This window comes from Kribbella lupini (assembly GCF_039529595.1).
GTDB classification, from domain to species: domain Bacteria; phylum Actinomycetota; class Actinomycetes; order Propionibacteriales; family Kribbellaceae; genus Kribbella; species Kribbella lupini.
This window is the reverse complement of sequence record NZ_BAAANC010000002.1, coordinates 78,431-103,806: the sequence shown is the minus strand read 5'-3', so window position 1 is coordinate 103,806 and position 25,376 is coordinate 78,431. Positions and strand designations below refer to the sequence as shown.

The window sequence follows — 25,376 nt, the reverse complement described above, 5'->3', positions numbered from 1 at the left end:
AGGAGGGCCGGAGCACTCCTGTGGAAGTGTGGAGTGACCGTGGTGGGTGAGGGCCAGCTCGTCGGGAACGGCGGTCTCGAGGCGTCGGTCGTGGTCGGCGAATCGTCCATCGCGATGACGGTCAGCCGACGGCGGCAACCACTCGCTGTGGTTGCCCTGGGCATCGGCGTCGACGGTGTCGACCTCGGCGCGGGCTCGGTGGTCGTGCGCTCGTCGGAGTTCGCGGTGGTCGAGAAGTGGTTCGCCCACTCGGGCAAGGCGCGTGGCGAGCACCTGGTCGACCACCGGGAGCTGCGGGTCGAGCTTCACCACGCCGGGACGGGCCGCGACTGGACGATCCGCGTTCGCGTGAGCGCCGACGGAGTCGCCGTACGGTACGCGATGCCCGAGCTGCCGGGTACCGCGATGCTCACGTCCGACAACACCAGCCTCGATCTCTCGGCGTTCTCGCGGGCCTGGGTGCTCGAGTACCAGACCTGGTACGAAACCCCGCGCGTCGGTGTCGACCTCGCCGACCTCGAACCGGGCGCGTACGGGTTTCCGTTCCTCGCCCGGTCCGGTGACGACTACCTGCTGGTGTCCGAGTCGGGCATCGACGGCCGGTACTCCGGAGCCCACGCCGCGATGTCGGGGACGACGCTCGGCTTCGAGCTCGCTGATACCGCTGTCGAGATCGCCCGAGGTGACGTCACGCCCTGGCGGGTGTTCGTCCTCGGCTCCCTCGCGGAGGTCGTGGAGTCGCTGCTCGTCGACGAACTGGCGTCGCCCGTGACCCCGGAGCTCGCCGCCGCCGAATGGATCAGACCCGGTCGCGCCGCGTGGTCGTGGTGGTCGGACTTCTACTCCGGCGCCCAGCTCGCGCAGCAGAAACGCTTCGTCGACGCCGCGGCCGAGTTCTCCTGGGAGCACCTGCTGATCGACTGCGGCTGGGAGGAGACCTGGGTCCCGGAGATCGTCGCGTACGCGAGTCTGCGCGGTGTCCAGGTGCACCTGTGGACCGTCTGGCACGATCTCGACGGCCCGGAGAAGCTCGCCCAGTTGGCGCTGTGGCGCTCGTGGGGAGTCGCCGGCATCAAGGTCGACTTCATGGAGTCGGAGTCGAAGGACCGGTACCGCTGGTACGACGCCGTGCTGCGGGAGACCGCGCGCCTCGGCCTGATGGTGAACTTCCACGGCTCGGTCATCCCGCGTGGCTGGGCCCGGACCTGGCCGCAGGTCATCGGGTACGAGGCCATCCGCGGTTCGGAGTACTACGTGTTCTACGACGACGCCCCGCTGACCGCCGAGCACAACGTGATCCAGCCGTTCACCCGCAACGTCGTCGGGGCGATGGACTACACGCCCGTCGCCTTCTCGGCCCCCGGCCGGGTCACCAGCGACGGTCACGAGCTGGCGCTCAGCGTGGTGTTCGAGTGCGGCATCACGCACTTCGCCGACGACGTGGCCGTGTACGCCGAGCGGCCGCTCGCCGCGCGGTTCCTCGCCGAGCTTGCGCCGGTGTGGGACGAGACGGTCCTGCTATCGGGGACGCCGGACACCGAGGCCGTGATCGCGCGTCGCCGCGGCGACCGCTGGTACGTCGGATGCGTCGCCGTCGGAGACCGACGCGTCGTGACGGTCGAGCTGGATCGGCTCGGGCTGACGGATCCGGTCGCGTGGATCGTGGAGGACGCGGTCGGCGGGTTGGCCGAACGGACGGTGTCCGGCCGTTCGTTCGAGGTCTCGCTGGCCCTCAACGGGGGATTCGTGGCGATCGTCTCCGACGGGCAGCTCTTCCGGTCGACGCCGCGGGTCGCGGCGGACGCGCCGACCGTCGTACCGGCTCTGGCCGTGCTCGACGCTGACAACACCGCTGTTGTGACGACGACCGCTGGTGTGCGGGTGCGGGTTGCGCCCGGCTGGAGCGCAGAGCCGCTCGGTCACGAGCGGTGGCGGATTCAGGCCCCGAGCGACCTGGAGCCGGGATCGCTGGGCGTGGTCACCGTGGAGTCCACCTCGTTGCCTCCGGCAATTGCCCACGCGCGAGCCGTGGTTCCGCTGGTGGCAGGTGTGCACCGCGTCTCGGCGCTGCCGATGCTGGCTTTCCAGAACGAGAGCGGCCCGGTCGAGCGCGATCAGAGCAACGGTGGCGGCAATCCGGCCGACGGGTCGCCGATGCATGTGGCCGGGGTGTACTTCGCGGACGGTCTGGGCGTGTCGACGCCGTCGTCGGTCGAGCTGTACTTCGGCGGGCACGCCGGGCGGTTCACCGCCCGCGTCGGGGTCGACGACGAGACGCCGGGAACTCGCGCGCGAGCAGTCGTGAGCGGCGACGGGCGGGAGCTCGGGTCCGTCGTACTGGAAGCGGGCGAGCCCGCGGCCGAGCTCGACCTCGATGTGTCCGGGGTGCAGGTACTGACGTTGTCCACCCGCGAGGTCGCCGCCGGTGACCCAGCCGCGCACGTGGACTGGGCTTCGGCCCGCCTCATGGTGATGGAAGGAATCGCATGAACAGAAGGTCGTTGTTGCCGCCGGCACTGGTGATGGTGGCGGCGTTGCTGGCGGGGTGCTCGGGCGGTGAGTCGTCGGACTCGGACGGCCCGGTGACCATCACGTACGGCATCTGGGCCGGGACCCAGACCCCCGCGATGCAGGAGATCGCCACCGCCTTCACCAAGGAGAACCCGGACATCACGGTGAAGATCCAGGAGCGGCCCTATCCGGAGTTCTGGTCCACCTTGCAGACCGGCGCCGCGGGCGGGACGGCGCCCGACGCCTTCTGGATGCTCGCGCAGCAGATCAGGCCGTACGCCGCCGGCGGCCAGCTGCTCGACATCTCGGACGCCGTCAAGGACCAGAAGGTTGACCTCGGCAACTACCCGAAGGCCGTGCTCGACCTGTACGACCAGGGCGACGGGAAGCTCTACGGCCTCCCGAAGGACGTCGACACGAACGCCGTGTGGTTCAACAAGGCGATGTTCGACAAGGCCGGCGTCGCCTACCCGAAGGCCGGCTGGACCTGGGCCGACTTCCGCGCGACGGCGAAGAAGCTCACCGACCCGGCCGCCGGGACGTGGGGTGTGGCCGCGCCGCTGGACTACCAGGGCGGGTACTACAACTCCATCTTCCAGGCCGGCGGCAAGGTGATCGCCGACGACGGCAAGACGTCGGTCATCGACAGCCCCGAGGCGCAGGCGGGGATCAAGTTCTGGACCGACCTGCAGGCCGACAAGTCGTCGCCGACGCTGCAGCAACTGTCCGACACCGAGGCCGAGACCATGTTCGAGCAGGGCAAGGTCGCGATGTACGTCTCGGGCGCCTACTGGGCGCTCAAGCTCTACGACAACCCGGCGATCCGGGCCAAGGTCGACGTCGCGCCGCTGCCGACCGGCGTCAAGCAGGCGACCGTGACGAGTGGGATCGAGAACGTCGGGTACGCCGGGACCAAGCACCCGGAGGAGACGAAGAAGTTCCTGCTCTTCGCCAGTGGCGAGCAGGCGGCGAACATCCAGGCCAAGTCGGGTGCCGTGCTGCCGGCGTACCAGGGCACGGAGAAGGCGTGGATGGCGGCGATGCCGGAGTTCGAGAACCTGCAGGTCTTCATCGACGCCAAGGCGTACTCGGTTCCGCTGCCGGTGCAGGGCAACGCCGCGGAGTGGCAGGGGCTGCAGGCGAAGTACCTGACGCCGGCGTGGGACGGGAAGGTCTCGGTCGCCGACGCCACCGCGCAGTACGCCGACGCGATCGACAAGGTTCTGGCCGAGAACGGATGAGGAAGCGCACCGACTGGGCGGCCTTCGCCATGATCGCTCCGGCGTTCGTCGGCCTGGCCGCCCTCTACCTCTGGCCGTTTCTCTCGACCTTCGTCAAGAGCTTCAGCAAGGTGCCGGTCTTCGGCCAGGCCGAGTTCACCGGCCTGGCCAACTACGAGAAGCTGCTCTCCGACGCCGACTTCTGGACCGCGCTCGGCAACTCGGCGAAGTACACCGCGATCGTGCTGCTCGGCATCCCGCTGGCGATCGTCTTCGCCGCCCTCATCCAGCAGGTGTCGCGCGGCCGGGCGATCTACCGGGTGCTGTTCTTCCTGCCGGTGGTGACGCTGCCGGTCGCGGTGGGGATGGTCTGGCGCTTCATCCTGAACGGCGACTTCGGATTGCTGAACTACGTGCTGTCGCTGGTCGGTCTGCCCGGTGAGTACTGGGTGGCCGACGACCGGTTCGCCGTCTACGCGTTCGCCGTGGTCGGGATCTGGATGGGGCTCGGCGTGAACCTGATCATCCTGGGCGCGGGGCTGCAGAACATCCCGGTCGACCTGTACGAGGCCTCGGCGCTCGACGGCGCCAACCGGGTGCGGCAGTTCTTCTCGATCACCTTGCCGCTGCTCAGCCCGAGCATCTTCTTCGTGACCATCCTGACCACGATCTCGGCGCTGCAGATGTTCGACCTGGTCTTCATCATGCTCGGCAGCGTCAACAACACCGCGCTGAGCGGGTCGAAGACCATCGTCTACCTGTTCTACGAAGCGGCCTTCGTGCAGTTCAAGCAGGGGTACGCCGCGGCGATCGCGATCGTCCTGCTGGTGATCATCATGCTCGTGACCGCCCTGCAGTTCAGGCTCCAGAAGAAATGGGTCGTCTATGACTGACCGTCGAGGACAGTGGCGCCTCCACCTCGTCCTGATCATCGCCGTGGCCCTGATGGTCGTGCCGTTCGGCTGGGAGATCCTGACCTCGTTCAAGACCAGCAACGAGGTCGCGTCGCTGCCGCCGACCTTGTTCCCGTCCGACCCGACGGCCAAGGGGTACCGCAGCTTCTTCGCGGTCACGCCGTTCTGGGCGCAGTTCCTCGTCTCGGCGGCCTCGCTCGTGCTGCGCGTCGTCGGCCAGGTGTTCGTGGCCGCGCTGGCCGGCTACGCGTTCGCGCGGCTGAACTTCCCCGGCCGGAAGGTCCTCTTCGCGTCGTTCATGCTGATGCTGATGGTTCCGAGCCAGCTGTTCCTGCTCGGGCAGTTCGACCTCATGAAGGGGCTGGGGCTGCTCGACACGGTGCCGGCGCTCGCGATCCCGGGCATCTTCTCGGCGTTCGGCACCTTTCTGATGCGGCAGGCCTTCCTGACCATGCCGAAGGAGTACGAGGAGGCGGCGCGGCTCGACGGCGCCGGCACCTTCCGGACCTTCTGGAGCGTGATGCTGCCGATGGCACGGCCGATGCTGGCCGCGCTCGCCGTACTGACGTCGCTCTACTCCTGGAACGACCTGCTCTGGCCGCTGATCGTCGCGCCGGCTGGTGACGCCCGGCCGCTCCCGGTCGGGCTGGCGAGTCTGCAGGGCCAGTTCGGAACGGACTACCCGACGCTGATGGCGGGTGCCCTGGTCTGCACGCTCCCGCTGGTCGTCGTCTTCATCGTGCTGCAGCGGCAGTTCTTCGCCGGCATCGCGAACAGCGGACTGAAGGGGTGACGATCAGCTCGCGTCGCGCCTGCGGAACTGGGTCGGGCTCATCCCGTGGAACCGGCTGAACTGGCGGGAGAAGTAGAGCGGGTCGGTGTAGCCCAGCTCGTCGGCAACGCTGGCGACCGTCGCCGGCGAGCCGTCGAGCAGTTGCCGGGCGCGGGCCATCCGGAGGCTCTGGTGATAAGCCAGTACGCCGCCGCCGGTGACCTTGCGGAACAGGGCGCTCAGGTGCGACGGCGAAACGCCGACCAGCTTCGCCAGTTCGGGCACGCGCACGCTGCTGTCCAGTCGCTCGGCGAGATGGCTCATCGCCCGCTGCAGCGGATCACCGTCCTCGGGCATCACCCGGTCGACGTTGATCTGCGTCAGCAGCTTCCACGCCGCCCCGGCGGTGCCGATCAGCCGAGGCGGCGACTGGTCCCGCTCGAGGCTGGACACGATCTCGTCGAGCAGCGCCACGGCCTTCTCCACCCGCCGAATCGGCACGATCGGTCGCTCCACCGAAACCTCGAGCGTCTCGACGAGTTCCGCGACGTCGGTCCCCAGCAGATGGCACCACCAGATCGTCCACGGACTGCCCTCGTCCGCGCCGTACGTGTGCGGTGCCCCTCGCGGAATGATCAAAGCCGACTGCGACCCGATCCGGTGCGTGGTGTCACCGACCCGCGCCCACCCCGTCCCCGCCGCGCACACGATCACCACGGTCTCGTCGATTCCGCGCGGCCGCTGCATCCGGTGCCCACCCGCCGTCGGGAAGTACCCCGCCACGGTGACCACCAGCCGCCGAGTGACCGGCCGCCCCAAGGCTTCCGTGACCAACGGCCGAGGCACCACGACGATCCGCTGATTCCTGAAGCCTTCGTGAACGGGCATGCGCCCATGATGCCCGCGCCCGCCGGCGGACCGGTGACCCGACGCTGCGACGGCACCCGGCGCGACGCCGACGGATGCCACCGGGGTCTAGGACCTGAGCGCGGTCACGAACTCCCTGATGCGCGGCAACTGACCGGCGTCGATCGTGTGGCCGCCGTCGAACGACAGCACCGACACGTCCGCTGCCCGTCGGCGCAGCTGATCGGCGAGCCTCGCGGTCTGTTCGGGAGTGGCCATCGGGTCCTTGGTGCCGTTGACGATCAGCACCGGTTGACCGGCCAGCGCCTGGTCGTCGGGCTCGTCGTCCTGGAAGGGCACCATCGCGGCGAGCAGGACCGCGCCGGCGATCGACTCGGGATGGCGCAGCAGCAGGGCTGACGCCATGTTCGCGCCGTTGGAGAATCCGACGGCCACCCAGGCGCCGGGCTCGACGCCGTACTCGGCCTCGGCCGCGGTGAGAAACGCCGCCAGCTCGTCGGCCCGGAGCCGCAGGTCGTCCTCGTCGAACACGCCCTCGCGGAGTCTGCGGAAGAACCGGGACATGCCGTGCTCCGACACGGTGCCCCGCGGCGACAGCACGGGGGCGTCGGGCGCCAGGTGGGCTCGCAGACCGAGAAGGTCGTGCTCGTCGCCGCCCGTGCCGTGCAGCAGCAGCAACGGCGGACCGCCTGGTCCGGGGTGCCACACGTGCGGTCGCTGGAGTGTGTTGCCGGTCATCCGCCGGATTCCTCCGGCCGCGGTGCCGGCGGGACGCGCAGGGCCGGCAGCGAGGCCTCGATCTGCTCGCGGTTCGGCTCCAGCCAGGGCGGGAGCTTGAGGTGCTGACCCAGCTCGAGCAGCGGCTCGTCGACGGTGAACCCCGGCTGGTCGGTCGCGATCTCGAGCAGTACGCCGCCCGGCTCGCGGAAGTAGATCGAGGTGAAGTACTGCCGATCGAGGATCTCGGTGACGTTGATTCCCGCCTCGATCAACTCCAGCCGCCACCGGGCCTGGGTCTCGCGGTCGGGCGCGCGGAAGGCGATGTGGTGCACCGTCCCGGCCGCCTGCAGTCCCCGGGATCCCGTACTGGCGAGGACGTCGACCGCCGTGCCGTCGTGGGTGCCGGACATCACGAAGCGGCTCCGTTCGGAGGCGTCGTGCCCGTGCTCCATGCCCAGCAGACCGGCCAGCATGCCGGCCGTGGGATCGAGCCGCTGCTCGGTCATGGTCACCGAGAACAGGCCCCGGACCGCGTGGTCGGACGGAATCGCGGCGACGCCGTCCCATCCGGAACGGGAGTCACCGTCGGAGGCGACGAGCTCGATCACCAGGCCGTCGGGGTCACGCAGCCGCAGGACCTCCTCCTCGCCGCGGGCGACCGGCTCGTCGGCCGAGACCTCGAGGGCCTTCAGGCGCGACTGCCACCAGCCGAGCGACTCCGGCGGGATGCTGAAAGCCGTTGCCGTGGTCAGCCCGGTGCCCTGCCGACCCTTGGGCGCGCCCAGCCACGGGAAGAAGGTCAGCAGGGTGGACGGCCGCCCGGAATCGTCGCCGTAGTACAGGTGGTAACTGTCGGGCGCGTCGAAGTTGACGGTGCGTTTGACCAGGCGCAGCCCCAGCACCGTGGTGTAGAAGTCGACGTTTCGCTGCGGATCCTCCGCGATCGCAGTGACGTGGTGAAGCCCGTGGGGGGCTACGTCAGCCATCCGCCTCTCCCTTCAGCGCCGGACCGGTGATCGTTCGACGGTAGGCGCCGACGGATGGCCTGCGCCAGGGCGGGCGGTGCCAGACTCCGCGCGGATCGTGCCAGACGGTGCACCGGACGAGTGGCGCACCGAAGCCAGTCACGCGTTCGAATTAATCCCATGAATGCTGGGAGGTAGCGCTTGGTGTGGTGGAAGCTCATACTTTATCCGCAGGGAAGACGACAAGAGATCCCATGTATGGCGACGATGGAGAGCAGTCGCTGCTGTGGCAGATCCATCACTGACGAGGAGTACAGCAGTGCTGCGGACGGTCGTTGGGGCGGGCGGGCGGACGGAGCTGACGGACGGACCGGCCAAGGACCGTTGGCGGCTGAATGCGCGCTACCTGCGAAGTCTCAGCGCCGACAACCTGCTGCGGCCGTACCGTGCGGAGGCCGGCTTGTGGAGCTACTCCGGGTCGTGGGGTACGACGGTCGGCGCCGCAGCCGTCGACGGGCCGGAGGACTGGCACTGGGGCTGGGAATCGATCACCTGCGAGCTGCGGGGCCACATTCTCGGGCACTGGCTGTCCGCAGCAGCCCGGATCGGCCGCCAGGACCCTGAGGTGGCCGCTCGAGCGTCGTCGATCGTCGCCGAACTCGCTGCGTGCCAGCGCGCCAACGGCGGTCGATGGGCTGCGTCCATCCCACCGGCGTACTTCGAACGGCTGGTGGCGGGCAAGCCCGTGTGGGCACCGCACTACGTCGTCCACAAGACGCTGATGGGACTGCTGGATCAGTACCGGGTCGCCGGCAACGAGGAGGCCCTCGGCGTGGTCTCGGCGTTCGCCGGGTGGTTCCACGACTGGAGTGGGAAGCTGTCGCGCGAGCAGCTGGACGACGTACTCGACCAGGAGACGGGTGGGATGCTCGAGGTCTGGGCGGATCTGCTCGCGTTCACCGGCGACCAGCGCGCCGCCGATCTCGTCGACCGGTACGACCGGCCGCGGTTCTTCGAGCCGCTGCTCGCCGGCGTCGACGTGCTGACCAACAAGCATGCGAACACTCAGATCGCGGAGATCCTGGGCGCCGCGCGGGCGTGGGAGGTCACTGGAGTCCAGCGCTGGCGCGACATCGTCGAAGCCTTCTGGGACGCCGCGGTGGAGGCGCGCGGGACCTACTGCACCGGCGGTAGCAGCTGCGGTGAGGTCTGGCAGCCGCCGGGCGAACAGTCCGCGCGTCTTCATGCGGTGCAGGAGCACTGCCTGGTCCACAACATGATGCGACTCGCCGCCGTCTTGTTCCGCTGGACCGGCGATCACCGGTACGCCGACTACTGGGAACGTAACCTGGTCAACGGGATGTGGGCCCAGCAGCACCCGGACTCCGGCATGCCGGCGTACTTCCTGCCTTTGGCCGCCGGAAGCCGCAAGCAGTGGGGCCGGCCGACCGAGGACTTCTGGTGCTGCCACGGAACGTTGCTCCAGGCCCATGCCTCGGTCGACGAGGCCGCGCTGTACGTCGACGACACCGGGATCTCCGTCAGCCAGTACCTGAACTCGGTGACGACTTGGCCCGATCTGTTCGGCGGACGTGTCCAGGTCACCATCACCGCCGACGCCGACGAAGGGGTCGTCCTCGGGCAACGACAAACCTCCCACGGTGCCGCCGGAATCCAGCAACTGCTGTCCCGGCCGCTACCGCCGCGGCGACCGGACCAGCGCGTCTACGTCGTCGACGTTCGCTGCGATCGACCCTCGCGGTTCGAGCTCAGGCTTCGAGTTCCGTCCTGGGCAGCCGGGACGCCGATGCTCGAGATCGACGGTGAGCCGGTGCCGGTCACTGTGGACAACGGATGGATCGTCACCTCAGAGGTGTGGAGCAACCAGCGCATTCGGCTGAGCCTGCCGTCACGGCTGAGCACGGTGCCGCTGGCAGATCAGCCCGGCACGGTCGCATTGCTCGACGGCCCGTTGGTCCTCGCCGGTCTGACGAGCCAAGAGTCAATCCTGTACGGCGAACCGGACGACCCGGCGAGCTTCCTCACCGCCGACCAGGAACGGCACCACAGTTGGTGGCGGGCGGGGACTTACCGGACTGTCGGTCAGCCCTCCAACATCCGATTCGTTCCGCTCGCCGAAATCCGTGACGAGCCCTACACCGTCTACTTCCCCCTGCAATCGCCACGCAAGCCACCGCAAGGCAGTCCGGCTTAGCTGACCGCCCGTCCGGCTACGCCTTCCTGTGGAAGATCGGCTCGAGGTGGTGCCAACCGGTGGCTCGGGCGTAGACCGGTACGACGTCGAGGGGGACCTCTCGGGTGACGCTGCCGGGGCCGGTCGCGGCGCCTGTCCAGGCGTCGATCCACTGGCCGGCGGGGAGGTAGGTCGTCCAGCTGGTTGCGCCGGGCTCCAGGACCGGGTTGATCAGCAGGTCGTCGCCGAGCAGGTACTGGTGCGGGTGGTTCCACACCTCGGGGTCGTCGGCGTGGTCGAAGAAGAGGGGGCGCATCAGTGGGCGGTCGGTGGCGATGGTTCGGGCGGCCTGCTCGGTCAGGTAGGGGACCAGGCGCTCGCGCAGTTCGGCGTACTCGCGGAAGAGCGGGACCACGCGGTCGTCGCCGGTGGTCTCCGCGACGTGCCACGGCGTGCGGTCGCGGAGCGGGAGCTGGTGGTGGTTGAACTCGGAGTGGTACTGCATGATCGGCATGAACGTCGAGGCCGCGGTCGCGCGGAGGTAGAGCTCGGCGTCCGGCACCGGGCCGGAGAACCCGGCCAGGTCCCAGCCCCAGTAGACGATTCCGCACGAGGCGGCCGTCAGGCCCGCGGTCACCGAGGACCGGAACGCCTCCCAGGTGGAGTCCTCGTCGCCGGCCCAGTAGATGCCGTGCGCCTGCGAGCCGGTGAAGCCCGAGCGGGAGAAGGTGACCGGCGCCTTGCCGGCCGAGCGGAGCAGGTCGCCGAAGGTCCGGGCGTAGTGCACCGGGTACAGGTTGTTGCCCTCATCACCGAGTTTGCCGTCGGCGTAGACGAGGTCGTGGCCCCAGGCGTGCTCGCCCCCGTCGGTCTTGAAGCCGTCCACGTCCAGGTCCTCGACGAGGTAGCGCCGTTTGTCCGTCCACCAGTCGCGGGTCCGCTGTACCGACAGGTCGGGCATCAGCGCCTTCGGGAACCACCAGCCGCGGTTGTGGTACGCCGTACCGTCAGCCTCCAGTACGGCGTGCCCGTCCCGCACCATCGCCGCGGCGTCGGCCGCCACCTGACCGGTGTCGAACTCGGTCTTCTGCAGCGGAATCTGCCACAGGATCACCTTGATCCCGCGGGCGTGCAGGTCGTCGATCATCGCCTTCGGGTCCGGCCACGCGCCGTCCGCCGGGTAGCTGAAGTCGTCCGCCGAGTGCGCGCTGCCGTCGGCCGTCACCGCGTAGCGGGCGTCGCGCCAGATGGTGATGCCCTCCTCGTCGCTCCAGGCCTCGATCACCACGGCGCCGACCGGGATCGCCAGGTCGCGGTGCGCGTCCATCCGCGCCGTCACCAGCTCCTGGGTGTTCCACTCGTTGCCCGAGGCCCACAACCGGAAGACCCACGAGGGCAGCTCCTCGGCCCGGCCGACCTCGTCCAGGAAGGCCTTCAGGACTTCGATTGCGGAGCCTTCGTAGATGCCCAGGTCAACCACCGGTTCGTCGCCCAGGGCAACTTCCACCGTCAGCGAGCGGTCGTCCGACGAGTACCACGTACGCCGGGAAGTCCGCACATGGAATCCCCACCCACGACCAGATGCGTCCACCACGTGGGCGAACGGCATCGGCAGGTACGTCCGCCCGTGCACCCCCTGCGACTTGTACTGCTCGAACACGACGGCGTCCAGCGACCGCCCCCGCTGATCGAGTACGTCGTACCGCTCGCCGAACCCGACCAGGTGATCGTCCGGCCCGAGCGCGAAGGAGAACCGGGCCCGGTGCACTCCCTCCGCCGACGTCAGCCACTCGACGTCTTGCACCCGCCCGTCACCTCCCCGAATCTCGCCACCGGACGACACCCACGCGGCCGGCGAGACCTCGAACCACTCGGTGGTCTCGGTCCCCGCGTGGAACCGGTACTTGACCGGCTCGGTCACCGGTGGGGTAACCACCGACCAGGCCCCGTCGGCGCCGAGCGACCTGGCCTGCGCCTCGCTCAGGTGTCCTTCGCCGCCGGCCAGTGCGGCAGCGTCCGCGGCCGCCGCGGAGCCTCGCTCCATCGGGAGCTCCAGCGAACCCCACTCGCACACCACCCGATCGACGCCGGGGGCGACGACCCCGAGCCGGACGGGTTCACCGGTCAGCGGGAGAACGGGGACGCGCTGGTCAGGGGAGGCGGCATAGGGGTGCTCGATGCCGTACGGCCGGTGCGTGAGCATCAGGCGTCCTTTGCGGTGATGCCGAGTTCGTCGGCGAGGATCAGGTACATGCCGTGCGACCAGAGCAGCGGGCTGGCCACGGACCCCCAGCGGGCGATCCACTCGGCCCGGGAGTCGGGGTGGAGCAGGTGGTGGTCGACCTGTTCGGGAAGATCGCCGTCGGCCGTCACCTGGTCGGCGATCCAGCGCAGGTGCCGCCAGGCGCCGGCGGTGTCGCCGGCCGCGGCCAGGTTCCAGCCAAGCAGAGCCGACAGCAGTATCCACTGGCCGCCGCCGTAGAACACGTCCGCGGTGAAGCGGTGGACTCCGCCGTCGACGTCCAGGTCACGAGCGACCTTGGCCAGCGTCGCGGCGGCCGTCGGCGAGTCCGGTGTCACCAGCCCGAACGGGACGACGCACGAGGGCAACGACCCGTCGACCGCCGAGCTGCCCAGCCACTTCGTCAGGTGGCCGTCCTGGACACCCTCGGCCTCGACCAGCGCGCGGATGCGCTCGGCAACTTCCAGGACCGGGACCGACGTGTACGGCGCGATGGCCACCAGTCCGCCGTAGATCGCGCCGAGCGTCGACACGTGCCGGTGCTCGACGTGCTCCTCCCACCAGTCGTAGCACGGACGGTCCCAGAAGGTGACCAGGTAGTCCACCGCGACGTCGATCCCCGCCCGCCACCGGTCCAGCGACACCCCGTGCCGTGCGGCATGGGTGACGACGGACCACAGCCACAGGCCGTACCCGTCGGTCTGGAAGTCCCACCACGGGTCCGAACCGTCCGCGCCGTCGAACGTGAACCGGGTCGGCAGCATCGCCTCGTTCGGCGGCGTCTCACCCCGGGCGGTCGCCGCGCGCAGGCTGTCGACCTGCTCGCGACGACGGCCCAGTACGCCGTCCACCCAGTCGTGGAACCGTCCGGCCGAGGCGACGTCGCCGTACCGGGAGATTCCCTCGGCGGTGAACGAGCCGTCCCGCAGCCACGCGTACCCCCGGTACGCCGAGAACGTCGGCGCGGCGGGATAGGCTCCGCCCGGGTCCTGGTGCTCGGTGATCACGGCGTGGCTGTGCCGGGCGAGCTCGCGCAGCGCGGCGGTGGTCTCGGGGGCGGAGGTGGGGATCATCGCGTCCTTCACTTCTTCAGCAGGCCGTTGACCTTGGTCTGGGCGTCGGCGAGCGCCTTCTCGACCGGCTTGCGGCCGGCCGCGGCGGAGGTCAGTTCCTGGGTGACCAGGTCCTGCATCTCCTGCTGGCGCTCGATCACCGGCGGCAGCACGGTGTCCTCGAGCGCGGTGAAGACGGCCTTGCGGTTGGCCGGCTTCTTCTGCTCCAGGTACGGCGCGAGCTTGGCCTCGTCGGCGACCGGCGGCAGCTCCCACGAGGTGGCGAGCCGGGTCTTGGTGGTCTCGTCGGACGAGGCCAGGAAGGTGATCCACTTCTGCGCGGCCTCGGCGTTCTTGGACGCCGCCGACACGACCAGGCCGTTGACGAACATCGCCGAGGCCTTCTTGGTGCTGCCCGGCTCGACCACGACGTCCCACTCGAACGGCGCGTCGGCCATCGCGGAGAACATCCAGATCCCGGTGTGCCACATCGCGAGCTTGCCGGACTTGAACAGCTTGGAGTCGAAGTCCGGCGTCCCGGCGCCGTCGGCCTCGGTCGGCATCGTCTTGCCGACCTTGTCGATCAGGAACTTGGCCGCCTCGACGCCGGCCGGGGAGTTGAAGGTCGCCTCGGTCCGGTCGGCGTTCAGGAACTCGCCGCCGTTCTGCGCCAGCACCTTGTAGAACTCGTTGTACGAGACCGGCTGGTAGTCGCCCCAGACCTTCGCGCCCTTGTCGGTCAGCTTCGCGGCCGCGGCCTGCTCGTCCTTCCAGGTCCAGTCCGCGGTCGGCTCGGCCACCCCGGCCTTCTTGAACAGCGCCTTGTTGTAGAACAGCACGACGTTCGAGAACGACTCCGGTACGCCGTACTGCTTGCCATCGGCATTGAACGCGTCGTACAGGGACTTCTTGTAGACCGAGCCGTCGACGTCCTTCAGCTCGCCCAGCGAGCCGTTCTTGGCGTAGGTGACGAAGTTCTCGTAGTTCAGCTCGAACGCGTCGGCCGCGGTGCCGCCGGCCACCGAGGTCTGCAGCTTGGTGAAGTAGTCCGCGTACGGCACCGTCTCGACCTGCACGGTGATGTTCGGGTTCGCGGTCTGGAAGGCGTTGACGATCGCCGTCAGGTCCTTCTCGTGACCGTCGTTGGACGAGAAGTTCATGTAGCGGACGACCGACTTGCCTTCCGGCGCCGCCGCTTCCTTGGTGGCTGAGCCCTGCCCGCAGGCCGTCAGCGCGAGCGCGGCGGTCAGGCCGAGCGCCCCGAACTTGAGTAGACGCATGATTCCGGTTCCCCTCACTTGATGCCGGTGTGTGCGACACCGGCGATGATGTGGCGCTGCGCGAGCAGGTAGACGATCGCGATCGGCACGATCGAGACGACCGAGCCCGCCATCACGACGTCCCACTGGGTGGTGAACTGGCCCTGCAGGGTGGACAGGCCGAGCGGGAGCGTCATGAACTCCGGTGACCTGATCACCACCAGCGGCCACAGGAAGCTGTTCCAGCTGCCCATGAACGCGAACACCGCGACGGTCGCCAGCGCCGGCCGGATCAGCGGCAGCACGATGGTGGTGAAGATGCGCAGGTGTCCCGCGCCGTCGATGGTGGCCGCCTCGTCCAGCTCCAGCGGTACGGCGGTGACCGCCTGCCGGAGCAGGAACACCCCGAACGCCGAAGCGATCGTCGGGGCGAGCAGGGCGAAGTAGGTGTCCTGCAGGTTCAGCGTCTTCATCTCGATGAACAGCGGCACGACCAGCACCTGCAGCGGCACCATCAGCGTGGCCAGGTAGAACCCGAACACGACGTTCTTCAACGGGAAGTGCAACCGGGCGAACCCGTACGCCGCCATCGCGCCGGTGACCAGTTGCAGCAGGGTGGAGGCGATCGCGATGCCGAGCGAGTTCAGCATGATCCGCCACATCGGGATCGCGTCCAGCAGCGTGCGGTAGGCGTTCAGGGTGGGATCGTCGACGACGAGCTTCGGGCCGTCGGCCAGCGAGCCCTCCGGGGTGATCGAGGTGATCACCGTCCACAGGAACGGGAACAGCATGATCGCCGCGCCGGCCAGGACGGCGGCGTACAGGGCGAGCTTGGCCGGCCACGAGCGGGTGTCACGCATAGTGCACCCACCGCTTCTGGCCGCGGATCTGCACCACGGTGATCACCAGGATGACCGCGAACAGGATCCAGGACAGGGCCGACGCCTCGCCGGCCCGCCCGTAGCGGAAGGTCAGGTCGTAGATCTGCCCGACCACCACCTGGCTGGACCCGGCCGGGCCGCCGGCGGTCATCACGTAGACCTGGTCGAAGACCTGGAAGCCGTTGATCAGGGAGATCACCACCACGAAGAAGGTCGACGGGGACAGCAGCGGAAGGGTGACCCGCCAGAAGCGCTGCCAGGCGCTCGAGCCGTCGACCTTCGCCGCCTCGTACAGGTCGCTGGGGATCGCCTGCAGGCCGGCCAGCAGGATCACCATCACGAAGCCGAGGTCCTTCCAGGCCGACGACAGGATCACCGCGGGCAGCGCCCACTGCGGGTCGGTCCACCAGCCCGGCTCGGGCAGGCCGATCGCGCCGAGCACCTGGTTGACCAGGCCGTTGGTCGGATTGAGCAGCCACTTCCAGACCAGCGCGACCACCACCCAACTCGTCACCACCGGCAGGAAGTACGTCGCCCGCAGGAACGAGCGGCCTTTCAGCTTCTGGTTCAGCGCGAGCGCCAGGGCCAGACCGCCGACGTACACCAGCGGCAGGTAGCCGGCGACGTAGATCAGCGTGTGCAGGAAGACCCGCCGGGTCATCTCGTCGCTCAGCAGGTTGGCGTAGTTGCCGAGGCCGACCCACTCCATCGGGGAGATCAGGTTCCACTTGTGCAGGCTGACCCAGAGCGAGGACACCATGGGGATCAGCGTGAAGACGAACAGCGGGATCGCGCTGGGCAGCAGGAAGAACAGCACCCAGCCGAGGCGTTTCCACTGACCTGGCCGGCGGCTCGCTCGCGGTGGCCTGGCCGGGAGGTCCCGGACCGGGGCGACGCCGTCCGTCGCGGGTGCGTTCGCCGCGACCTTCACGCCGTTCACCGGGTCTCCATCCGGGCCCGGACCAGGCGGCTCTGCTCGCCGCCGTTGCCGGCCGAGTCGAACGGCGACGTCAGCACCAGCGACGCGGCCCCGCGGGCCCACTGGTCCTCTGTCCACGGTTCCACCACGACCGGCACGTCTTTGCGGGCCGGCAGCAACGATCGCCGGAACGACGGCTCGAACCCGGTCTGCCAGAACTCCCATCCGTCCACCCCCTCACCCATCAGCACGACCACCTCGGGGTCGACCGTGTGGATCACACCGGCGAGCGCTCGTCCGAGCATCGCACCGGCCGCTTCGAAGACCTGCAGTGCGACCGGATCGCCACCTGCGGCGGCCCGGAGCAGCGTGGCGACCGTGCCGCGCGGGCCGACCGCCTTCCGGGCCCGAGCGGCGCGGACGATGCCAGCGGCCCCGATGTAGGCCTCCAGGCAACCTGTCGAGCCGCAGGTGCAGGGCGGCAGCTCGCCGCCGCCGTCACTCCAGACCGGGATGTGCCCGATCTCCCCGGCGCCGCCGTTGGCGCCACGGTAGATGCCGCCGTCCACGACGATCCCGCAGCCGATGCCGCGGCCGATGGTGACCACCAGGTACGCCGAGTGGTCGCGGCCGATGCCGTAGAGCCGCTCGGCGGCGGCCAGCGTGTTCACGTCGTTGTCGACCAGGACCGGGGTGTCCAGCGCCGCGCGCAAGGTGGCCCCGACCGCCGCGGACCGCCAGCCCAGCGTCGGCGCGTCGACGATGCCGGAGGCCTGGGAGTCCACCGATCCCGGGACACCGACACCGACCCCGAGCAGGCGGTCGTCGAGCGCGGCGATCTCCTTGGCCAGGATCTGACCGAGCCGGGTGATCGCGTCACCGGCGGCCGGGTCGTACTCGTGCTCGGCCGACGACCGCACGGTGCCGTCCAGCTCGACGGTCACCACGGCCACGTGGTCGGCGGTCACCTTGGCGCCGAGCGCGACGCCCGCGTCGGTGACCAGTCCGAGCAGGCGGGCCGGCCGGCCACCGGTCGACGGTACGGAGTCGAGCTCCTGGACCAGCCCCCGGGCGATCAGGTCCTTGGTCACCTGCGTGACGGTCGCCGGGCTGAGTCCGAGCGCCCGGGCGATCTCCGCCCGCGACGTCGGACCCTTGGTGCCGAGCAGCCCGACCACTCCCGACGGGACCAGGTCACCGCGGGGAATCGGACCTTGGGCGTTGACCACGCGGCGTCCTCTCGACTTAGTTCGGCACTAAATTTAGTGAGAAACTAAGCCCGGCCCGGTGACGCTGTCAAGAGCCACGCCGTCGATGGAGTTCAAGCGCTCGATGCGGTGCCGAGCTGTTGACCCGGGCCTGATCCCGGGGTTAGCTTCCGGAGACTTCCTTCGGTGACCTTAGTAAGGGGTGGGCGGGTGCAGCCGGTTCGGGCCGGGAACAAGGAGCTGATCCGCGAGATCAACGCGTCCCTGGTGCTGGGGGAGCTCAGGGGCGGGCTGGTGTCGCGGACGGAGCTGGCCAAGCGGACCGGCCTCAGCCTGCCGACGGTCTCCGAGATCGTCGGCGACCTGATCGGCGCGGGCGTGGTGGAGGAGCGGGAGACCGCGTCCTCCGGCGGCGGCCGCCGGCCCGTGCTGCTCGGGCTCCGGCCCGAGGCCGGTTACGTGGTCGGGATCAAGCTCACCGAGACGCGCGTGATCGCCGTGCTCACCGACCTCAGTGCGGGCATCGTCGAGCGGGCCACCAGGGCGGTGAGCCACGACGACGTCGGCACCGTCGTACGGACGATGGCGGCGGTGGCGAAGAAGCTGACCGCCGGCATCGGTCCCGTGTACGGCGTGGGAGTCGGACTGGCCGGGGTGATCGACCGGGCCAGCGGGGTGGTCCGGCACTCGACGTACTCCGACTGGCACGACGTCGACCTGGCCGGCCTGCTGGAGAAGCGCACCGGACTGCCGGTCGTGGTCGACAACGACGTCAACACGCTGGTCGCGAACGAGCAGTGGTTCGGCGCCGGCCGCGAGGTGTCCGACGTCGCCGTGGTCAGCATCGGCCGCGGTGTCGGACTCGGCATGGTGCTGGACGGCCGGCTGTACCGCGGCGCCGGGGGCGGCGCGGGGGAGTTCGGCCACACCAAGGTCGCGGCGGACGGGCCGCTGTGTGCGTGTGGCGCGCGCGGCTGCCTGGAGACCTTCATCGGTGAGCCCGCCGTGCTCGCCGCCACCCGCACCACCTCGATCGAGCAGGCCATGCAGCTGGCCCGCGGCGGCGACGAAGCCGCCCGGGCCGTCTTCGACCAAGTCGGCCGGACCCTCGGGACGGCCGTCGGCAACCTCGTGAACGTGCTCAACCCGAAGCTGATCGTTCTCGCCGGAGAGGGAACCCGGGCGGGGGAACTGCTGCTGCCCGGTTTCGACGACGCCTTGCGCCAGGCCGTGTTCGACGGACTCCAGCAGGACCTGGAGGTCGTCGTCGACGACTGGGACGACGAAGCGTGGGCGCGCGGCGCCGCCGGACTGTTCCTCGGCGAGCTCTTCCAGCCCAATCTCCGCCCGGACGAAGCAGACCGTCCTTCCCTGACCACTCGATCCGCCAGCTGACACCACTCGCCCCGGCCCGTGCCGGGCAGACGAAGTGAGGCCGTAGATGAGTCATGCCGTCACGCCCCGACAACCCGCCCTGCTGCGCCGACGAGCCGTCGCGGCGATCCTGGTGCTCGCCGCGGTGGTCTTCCAGTTCACCCCGTCGCCGGCGTTCGCCGGGACGCTGACCGGCGTCTTCCACGCGCCGTACGGCGCCGACGAGCTATACAACACCACCGCGACCGAGCGCGCGCCGCGCGACCCGATGGCCGGCCAGGCCGTCGAGGTGAAGGCCACCACCTGGCCGATCTCACCCGGCCAGACGGTCTGGATCACCTGGACCAAGAACGGCGTGAACCAGACGCCGGTCGGCGCCGCCTTCGACCACAACAGCGGCAACAACACCTACTGGAAGGTTGCCCTGGGCACCTTTGCCCGTGGCGACAAGATCACCTACACGGTGAACGCCGACGTGGACGGGGCCAACCAGAAGACCACCGGGCCGTTCTCGTTCGCGGTCACCAGCTTCTCCGGGACCGGGAACGTCTCGGGGTACGTCGACAACGGCACCAGCGTCGACGTGACCACCGGTGACACCGCCGGCAGCTTCGTGCCGAAGGTGCGGTTCGCGTTCCCCGCGACCGACCGGTTCCACGTCCAGGTCGCGCCGACCGGCGGCGGCCTGAACATCAGCGGCTCGTCGGCGTACACGGTCACCAACAGCGCGACCACGCTGCAGATCGCCACCAGCAACGTGGTGCTGAAGATCCAGAAGACGCCGTACCGGGTCGCGGTCTACAAGGGCGACGGCACCACGCTGATCGCCCGTCAGTACGACCCCGCCACCTTCCGCAACACCGGCTGGGCCAGCGACGGCAGTACGACGGTGACGAAGGTCGAGGACCACTGGCTGTCCCCGGCGACCGAACGCTTCGAGGGCCTCGGCGAGCGGTACGACGCGCTGAACCAGCGCGGCAAGGACGTGCACAACTACGTCTACAACCAGTACCAGGACCAGGGGCCGACCGGCCGGACCTATCTCAGCGTCCCGTTCTTCACCAACTCGGCCGGCTACGGCATCTACGTGCCCAGCACGCGGTACTCGGTGTTCAACTTCGGCACCCATCTCAGCGACATGGCCGGGTTCACCGTCGACACCGGCGGCGCGCTCAACTCCACCGTCGACTACCACTTCTTCACCGGCACCCGGGCGCAGATCCTGGACCAGTACACGGCCACCACCGCCCGGCCGAAGCTGCCGCCGAAGTGGTCGTTCGGGCTGTGGATGTCGGCCAACGAGTGGAACACCCAGTCCGAGGTGAACACCGAGCTGGCCAACGTCACCGCGAACAACATCCCGCACAGCGCGATGGTGCTGGAGCAGTGGGCCGACGAGGCGACCTTCTACCTGTGGCACGGCGCGACGTACACGCCGAAGCCGGGCAGCCAGGCGCTCGCGTACAGCGATCTGACCTTCCCCGCGGGCACCGCCTGGAGCAATCCGAAGGCGATGGTGACCGCGGCGCACAACCAGAACATCAAGGTGGTGCTCTGGCAGATCCCGGTGCTGAAACAGGACTTCGACAGCAATCCACCGACAGCGCCGCAGCAGCACGTCAACGACCGCGACTACGCCGTGGCGCAGGGCTACGTCCTCGGTGACGGCGCCGGTGGCCCGTACCGGATCCCGTCCGGCCAGTGGTTCGGCAACAGCACCGTGCCGGACTTCACCAGCACCGCCGCGACCAACTGGTGGATGAGCAAGCGCGCCTACCTGTTCGACGACGTCGGCATCGACGGCTTCAAGACCGACGGCAGCGAGGCGGTGTTCGGCCGGAACGTGACCAGCGCGAGCGGCCGCAAGGGCGACGAACTGCACAACGCCTACCCGAACGAGTACACCCGCGCGTACAAGGACTTCGTCCAGACCAAGACGGGTTCGCAGGGCGTGCTGTTCAGCCGTGGCGGCACCGCGGGGGCGCAGGCGAACTCGATCTTCTGGGCCGGCGACCAGGCCTCGACCTTCGACGCCTTCCAGCAGGCGGTCCGCGCGGGCCAGAGCGCCGGGCAGTCCGGCGTCCCGTTCTGGTCCTGGGACCTGGCCGGCTTCACCGGCACGTTCCCGAGCAGTGAGCTCTACCTGCGCTCCGCGGCGCAGGCGACCTTCTCGCCGATCATGCAGTACCACTCGGAGAAGGCGAACCCGGGCGTCTCCGAGGCCCGGACGCCGTGGAACGTGCAGGCCAGGTCGGGGGACACCACGGTGGTCCCGAAGTTCCGCAAGTTCGCCAACACCCGGATGAACCTGATCCCGTACCTCTACACCGAGGCGAAGAACGCCTCCACCACCGGGCTGCCGATGATGCAGGCGATGAGCGTGGCGTACCCGTCCGACACCACCGCGGCCGCGCAGGACCAGCAGTACATGTTCGGGCGGCAGTTGCTGGTGGCACCGATCACCACCCAGGGCGCGACCAGCAAGAGCGTCTACCTGCCCGCCGGCGAGTGGTACGACTTCTGGAACGGCGGCCGCGCGCAGGGCGCCGGGACCAAGGTCTACAACGCCGACACCGGCACGATTCCCGTCTACGCCAAGGCCGGCGCGATCGTCCCGCTCAACCTGAACGCGAACTACGAACTGGGCGGCACCATCGGCAACAGCGTCGACACCTACACCAACCTCGCCTTCCGCGTGTACCCGTCCGGTACGACGAGCTACGGCTACTTCGAGGACTCGGCGAACCAGACCCGCACGTTCACCTCGACCGAGAACTTCGCCGCCCACCAGGTCACGGTCAGCGTGCCGCCGCTGGCCACGAAGAGCACCCTGCAGGTGGCCTCCAGCAAGCCGACGTCGGTCACGAAGGACGGGTCGACGATGACCGCGCACGCCACCCTCGCCGCTCTGCAGGCGGCCGCCGAGGGCTGGTACTGGGACCCGGTCCAGCAGCTCACGCTGGTCAAGACCGCGTCGAGCGCGGCGGCACGTAGCGTCGTCCTGAACGGCGTCGACAAGGCGGCGTACGAGGCCGAGTTCGGCAGCAACACCGGTACGACGACCAACACCGACCACCCCGGCTACACCGGGACCGGCTTCGTCGACGGGTTCGAGACGGCCGGTGACGCGGTCCAGGTCGACACGAGCGCGAGTGTCACCGGCAGCCACGTGATCAAGCTGCGGTACGCCAACGGCGCGGCCACCGCCGCGACGCGGACGATCCAGGTCGACGGTGTCAGTGTCGGCTCGGTCAACCTGCCGAGTACCGGCAACTGGGACACGTGGGGAACCGCGACGCTGACAACCAACCTGACCGCCGGTCAACGGATGGTCAAGGTCGTGTACGGATCCGGGGGAATCAACCTCGACAACGTCTCGGTGGCCCGGCCATGAAGCGGCTGATGGCGTTCGTCCTGCTGCTGCCGTTGCTCGTGGTGTTGCCGACCGCCACGGCTCAGGCCGCGGTGCAGCGGGTCCAGTTCACTGCCGGGGGCAACTATCTGGTGGTCGAGTTCCTGGACAACGATCTCGTGCACTTCGAGATGGGCGCGGGATCCGGTCCGGGGACGGGCTCTCCGATCTTCACCACGACGCAGATCGCCAAGACCGACTATCCCGGCCCGACCAGCCTGACCCAGGCGGGCGGCGTACTGACGACGCCGGGGATCAAGGTGGATGTCAACACGAGCACCTTGTGCGCGACGGTCTACGACACCACCCGCTCCCCACAGCTGCTGCTCAACACCACCTGCCCGCGCAATCTCAGCCAGGCCTGGAAGGGGCTGAGCTTCACCAAGTCGTCCATGCAGAACGCGTACGGGCTCGGCGAGCAGTTCTTCACGGGCGGCAGCGCCGACGGCGACTGGGTCGGCCGGCAGCGCACCGGCGGCACCTACGGCAACGCGATGCTGTACGACGCCGACAACGGTCCCGTCGGCAACGCGCAGATCCCGGTGCTGTTCGCGGTCGGCGCGAACACCACCAACTACGGGATGTTCGTCGACCAGGTCTACAAGCAGCAGTGGGACCTGACCGGCGATCCGTGGACGATGGACACCTTCGGCGACCAGCTTCGCTGGTACGTGATGTCGGGCCCCGACCTGCCCGACCTGCGCAAGGACTACCTGGAGCTGACCGGCCGGCCGCCGGTGCCGCCGAAGAAGGCGTTCGGCCTGTGGATGTCGGAGTACGGCTACGACAACTGGTCCGAGATCGACACCACGCTGAACGGCCTGCGGGCGAACAAGTTCCCGACCGACGGCGTGATGCTGGACGTGAACTGGTTCGGCGGGGTCACCGCGGGCTCGGACAACACCCGGATGGGCACGCTGGACTGGGACCCGGTCAACTTCCCCAACCCGGCGACCAAGCTGGCGGCGTACAAGAACACCAACGGCGTCGGCGTGATGACGATCGAGGAGTCGTACGTCGGCAAGAACCTGCCCGAGCACTCGAGCATGGCGACGGCCGGCTACCTGATCCGGGCGGGCTGCTCGAGCTGCAGCCCGGCGTACCTGACCGGGAACGACTGGTGGGGCCGCGGCGGGATGATCGACTGGACCCAGCCGGCCGCGAGTGCCCAGTGGCACAACGGGCAGCGGCAGCCGCTGGTCGACGCGGGGGTGATGGGTCACTGGCTCGACCTCGGGGAGCCCGAGATGTACGACGCGGGCGACTGGACCGCCGGGCTGCTGCCGGGCAAGCACGCGCACTCCGACTACCACAACCTCTACAACCTGGAGTGGGCCCGCGGGATCGCCAAGGGCTATACCGACAACGCGGTTCAGCAGCGGCCGTTCATGCTGGCTCGGTCCGCTGCCGGCGGAATCCAGCGCACCGGCGCCGCGATGTGGTCCGGGGACATCGGGTCGAAGCTGACCGCGCTCGCGTCGCAGCAGAACGTGCAGATGCAGATGTCGATGTCCGGCATCGACTACTTCGGCTCCGACATCGGCGGCTTCCGCCGGGAGATGCTGAACACCGACCTGAACGAGCTGTACACCCAGTGGTTCGCGAACTCGTCGTGGTTCGACGTACCGATCCGGCCGCACACCGAGAACCTGTGCAACTGCGCGGAGACCTCGCCGGACTCGATCGGCGACGTACCGAGCAACCTGGCGAACCTGCGGCAGCGCTACGAGCTCACGCCGTACTACTACTCGCTGGCGCACCGGGCGCACACCACCGGTGAACCCCTGGTCCCGCCGCTGGTCTACCAGTACCAGAACGATCCCACCGTGCGGGAGATGGGCCACGAGAAGCTGATCGGCAAGGACCTGCTGGTCGGCGTGGTGGCCGGAGCGAACCAGCGCAAGCGGGACGTCTACCTGCCGGCCGGGACCTGGTTCGACTACTACACCAACACCAAGACGGTAAGCACCGGCCAGACCCTGGCCGACGTGCCGTTGTGGCGCAACGGCAAGTTCCAGCTGCCCGCCTACGCCCGGGCCGGCGCGATCATCCCGAAGATGGTCGTCGACGACCAGACGATGAACGTGCTGGGCAAGCGGGCCGACGGGACAACCCGCAACGAGCTCGTCGCGCGGGTGTACGCCGACACCACCGCGTCCTCGTTCACGCTCGCCGAGGACGACGGCGCGACCATCGGCTACCAGACCGGCGCGAAGCGGACGACCGACCTGACCCAGGTGAGATCGGGCAGTACGGCGACGGTCGGGGTGGCGGCGTCGTCCGGCACCTACACCGGAGCGCCGTCGTCGAGGCAGAACGTGATCGAGCTGGTGGCCGACACCCAGGCCTCAGGTGTGACGCTGAACGGGGCCGCGCTGACCCAGCACGCCACCAAGGCGGCATTCGACGCAGCCTCCAGTGGCTGGTACAACGCCGGCGGCAACCTGGTCGTCGCGAAGTCCGCCTCGGTGGCGACGAGCACGGCCAAGTCGTTCGTCTTCACGCTCGGCCAGGCGGTGGTGTCCAAGACGTTCAGCTGCACCAACGGCACGACCACCACAGGCCAGTCCGTGTACGCCGTTGGCAGCGCGCCGCAGCTCGGCTCCTGGTCGGTGGCCAGTGCGGTGAAGCTCTCACCGACGAGTTACCCGACCTGGACCGGCACGATCAGCAACCTTCCGCCGAACACGACGATCGAGTGGAAGTGCGTCAAGCGCCAAGAGGCCAACTACCCAGCCTCCGCCGACCAGTGGGGACCTGACCCGAACATCACCTTCGTCACTCCCGCCACAGGCAGCGGCGGCACCACGACCGGCGGCTTCTGACCTGACGACCACTGGTGCGGACTGTGACACGGCGAGTGCCG

General features: G+C 69.1%; 17 protein-coding genes. 8 read left to right on the top strand and 9 right to left on the bottom strand.

Annotation, left to right across the window (positions count from 1 at the left end; translation table 11 throughout):
• Positions 1-42 precede the first annotated feature (42 nt).
• Genes ABD235_RS13630 through ABD235_RS13615 form a run of 4 tightly spaced genes read left to right on the top strand, consistent with a single transcriptional unit; the run spans position 43 to position 5,438 of the window.
• The gene (locus tag ABD235_RS13630; protein ID WP_344173940.1) at positions 43-2,490 is read left to right on the top strand and encodes an NPCBM/NEW2 domain-containing protein; all 2,448 of its coding nucleotides are present in this window, start codon (positions 43-45) and stop codon (positions 2,488-2,490) included.
• Positions 2,487-3,752: an ABC transporter substrate-binding protein gene (locus tag ABD235_RS13625; RefSeq protein ID WP_344173938.1), complete on the top strand. Its 1,266-nt coding sequence runs from the start codon at positions 2,487-2,489 to the stop codon at positions 3,750-3,752. Before ABD235_RS13630 ends, ABD235_RS13625 begins: the two co-directional genes overlap by 4 nt.
• Positions 3,749-4,624: a carbohydrate ABC transporter permease gene (locus ABD235_RS13620; protein ID WP_344173936.1), complete on the top strand. Its 876-nt coding sequence runs from the start codon at positions 3,749-3,751 to the stop codon at positions 4,622-4,624. Before ABD235_RS13625 ends, ABD235_RS13620 begins: the two co-directional genes overlap by 4 nt.
• A complete protein-coding gene (locus ABD235_RS13615) occupies positions 4,617-5,438 on the top strand; it encodes a carbohydrate ABC transporter permease (RefSeq protein WP_344173934.1) in 822 nt (273 codons plus the stop codon). Before ABD235_RS13620 ends, ABD235_RS13615 begins: the two co-directional genes overlap by 8 nt.
• A gap of 3 nt (positions 5,439-5,441) precedes the next feature.
• On the opposite strand, the gene ABD235_RS13610 is transcribed toward ABD235_RS13615, so the two are convergent.
• From ABD235_RS13610 to ABD235_RS13600, 3 genes are all read right to left on the bottom strand, one after another.
• Complete coding sequence (locus tag ABD235_RS13610; protein WP_344173932.1) at positions 5,442-6,305, bottom strand: helix-turn-helix domain-containing protein; 864 nt, start codon at positions 6,303-6,305, stop codon at positions 5,442-5,444.
• Between the two features lie 87 nt (positions 6,306-6,392).
• The gene (locus tag ABD235_RS13605) at positions 6,393-7,022 is read right to left on the bottom strand and encodes an alpha/beta hydrolase (protein WP_344173930.1); all 630 of its coding nucleotides are present in this window, start codon (positions 7,020-7,022) and stop codon (positions 6,393-6,395) included.
• Positions 7,019-7,990 (bottom strand): ring-cleaving dioxygenase, encoded by a 972-nt coding sequence (locus ABD235_RS13600; protein WP_344173927.1) that lies wholly within the window; start codon positions 7,988-7,990, stop codon positions 7,019-7,021. Before ABD235_RS13600 ends, ABD235_RS13605 begins: the two co-directional genes overlap by 4 nt.
• Before the next feature lie 298 nt (positions 7,991-8,288).
• Here ABD235_RS13600 and ABD235_RS13595 point away from each other — a divergent pair, with 298 nt between their 5' ends.
• Complete coding sequence (locus tag ABD235_RS13595; RefSeq protein WP_344173925.1) at positions 8,289-10,184, top strand: beta-L-arabinofuranosidase domain-containing protein; 1,896 nt, start codon at positions 8,289-8,291, stop codon at positions 10,182-10,184.
• Positions 10,185-10,200: 16 nt separating this feature from the next.
• Here the strand turns inward: ABD235_RS13595 and ABD235_RS13590 are convergent, their stop codons facing one another.
• From ABD235_RS13590 to ABD235_RS13565, 6 genes are read right to left on the bottom strand one after another with little or no spacing between them, the layout of a single operon-like run.
• Complete coding sequence (locus ABD235_RS13590; RefSeq protein ID WP_344173923.1) at positions 10,201-12,366, bottom strand: glycoside hydrolase family 31 protein; 2,166 nt, start codon at positions 12,364-12,366, stop codon at positions 10,201-10,203.
• Positions 12,366-13,478, bottom strand: a complete 1,113-nt coding sequence (locus tag ABD235_RS13585) for a glycoside hydrolase family 15 protein (protein ID WP_344173921.1) — start codon at positions 13,476-13,478, stop codon at positions 12,366-12,368. Before ABD235_RS13585 ends, ABD235_RS13590 begins: the two co-directional genes overlap by 1 nt.
• A gap of 8 nt (positions 13,479-13,486) precedes the next feature.
• Positions 13,487-14,737: an ABC transporter substrate-binding protein gene (locus ABD235_RS13580; protein WP_344173919.1), complete on the bottom strand. Its 1,251-nt coding sequence runs from the start codon at positions 14,735-14,737 to the stop codon at positions 13,487-13,489.
• A gap of 14 nt (positions 14,738-14,751) precedes the next feature.
• Entirely contained in the window at positions 14,752-15,576 is an 825-nt protein-coding gene (locus ABD235_RS13575; RefSeq protein WP_344173916.1) for a carbohydrate ABC transporter permease, read from the bottom strand.
• Positions 15,569-16,537, bottom strand: a complete 969-nt coding sequence (locus ABD235_RS13570; protein ID WP_344173914.1) for a carbohydrate ABC transporter permease — start codon at positions 16,535-16,537, stop codon at positions 15,569-15,571. Before ABD235_RS13570 ends, ABD235_RS13575 begins: the two co-directional genes overlap by 8 nt.
• Positions 16,534-17,745 carry an ROK family protein gene (locus tag ABD235_RS13565; protein WP_344173912.1) on the bottom strand — a complete coding sequence of 404 codons (1,212 nt, stop codon included), beginning with the start codon at positions 17,743-17,745 and terminating at the stop codon, positions 16,534-16,536. The genes ABD235_RS13570 and ABD235_RS13565 overlap by 4 nt, the downstream gene beginning before the upstream one ends.
• 165 nt (positions 17,746-17,910) lie before the next feature.
• Here ABD235_RS13565 and ABD235_RS13560 point away from each other — a divergent pair, with 165 nt between their 5' ends.
• The 3 genes from ABD235_RS13560 to ABD235_RS13550 are packed head-to-tail and all read left to right on the top strand — an operon-like array spanning position 17,911 to position 25,335.
• On the top strand, positions 17,911-19,119 hold the full coding sequence (locus ABD235_RS13560) for an ROK family transcriptional regulator (RefSeq protein ID WP_344173910.1): 1,209 nt from the start codon (positions 17,911-17,913) through the stop codon (positions 19,117-19,119).
• A 46-nt stretch (positions 19,120-19,165) separates the two neighbouring features.
• Positions 19,166-22,492: a TIM-barrel domain-containing protein gene (locus tag ABD235_RS13555; RefSeq protein WP_344173908.1), complete on the top strand. Its 3,327-nt coding sequence runs from the start codon at positions 19,166-19,168 to the stop codon at positions 22,490-22,492.
• Positions 22,489-25,335, top strand: a complete 2,847-nt coding sequence (locus ABD235_RS13550) for a TIM-barrel domain-containing protein (protein ID WP_344173906.1) — start codon at positions 22,489-22,491, stop codon at positions 25,333-25,335. The genes ABD235_RS13555 and ABD235_RS13550 overlap by 4 nt, the downstream gene beginning before the upstream one ends.
• Positions 25,336-25,376: the final 41 nt, after the last annotated feature.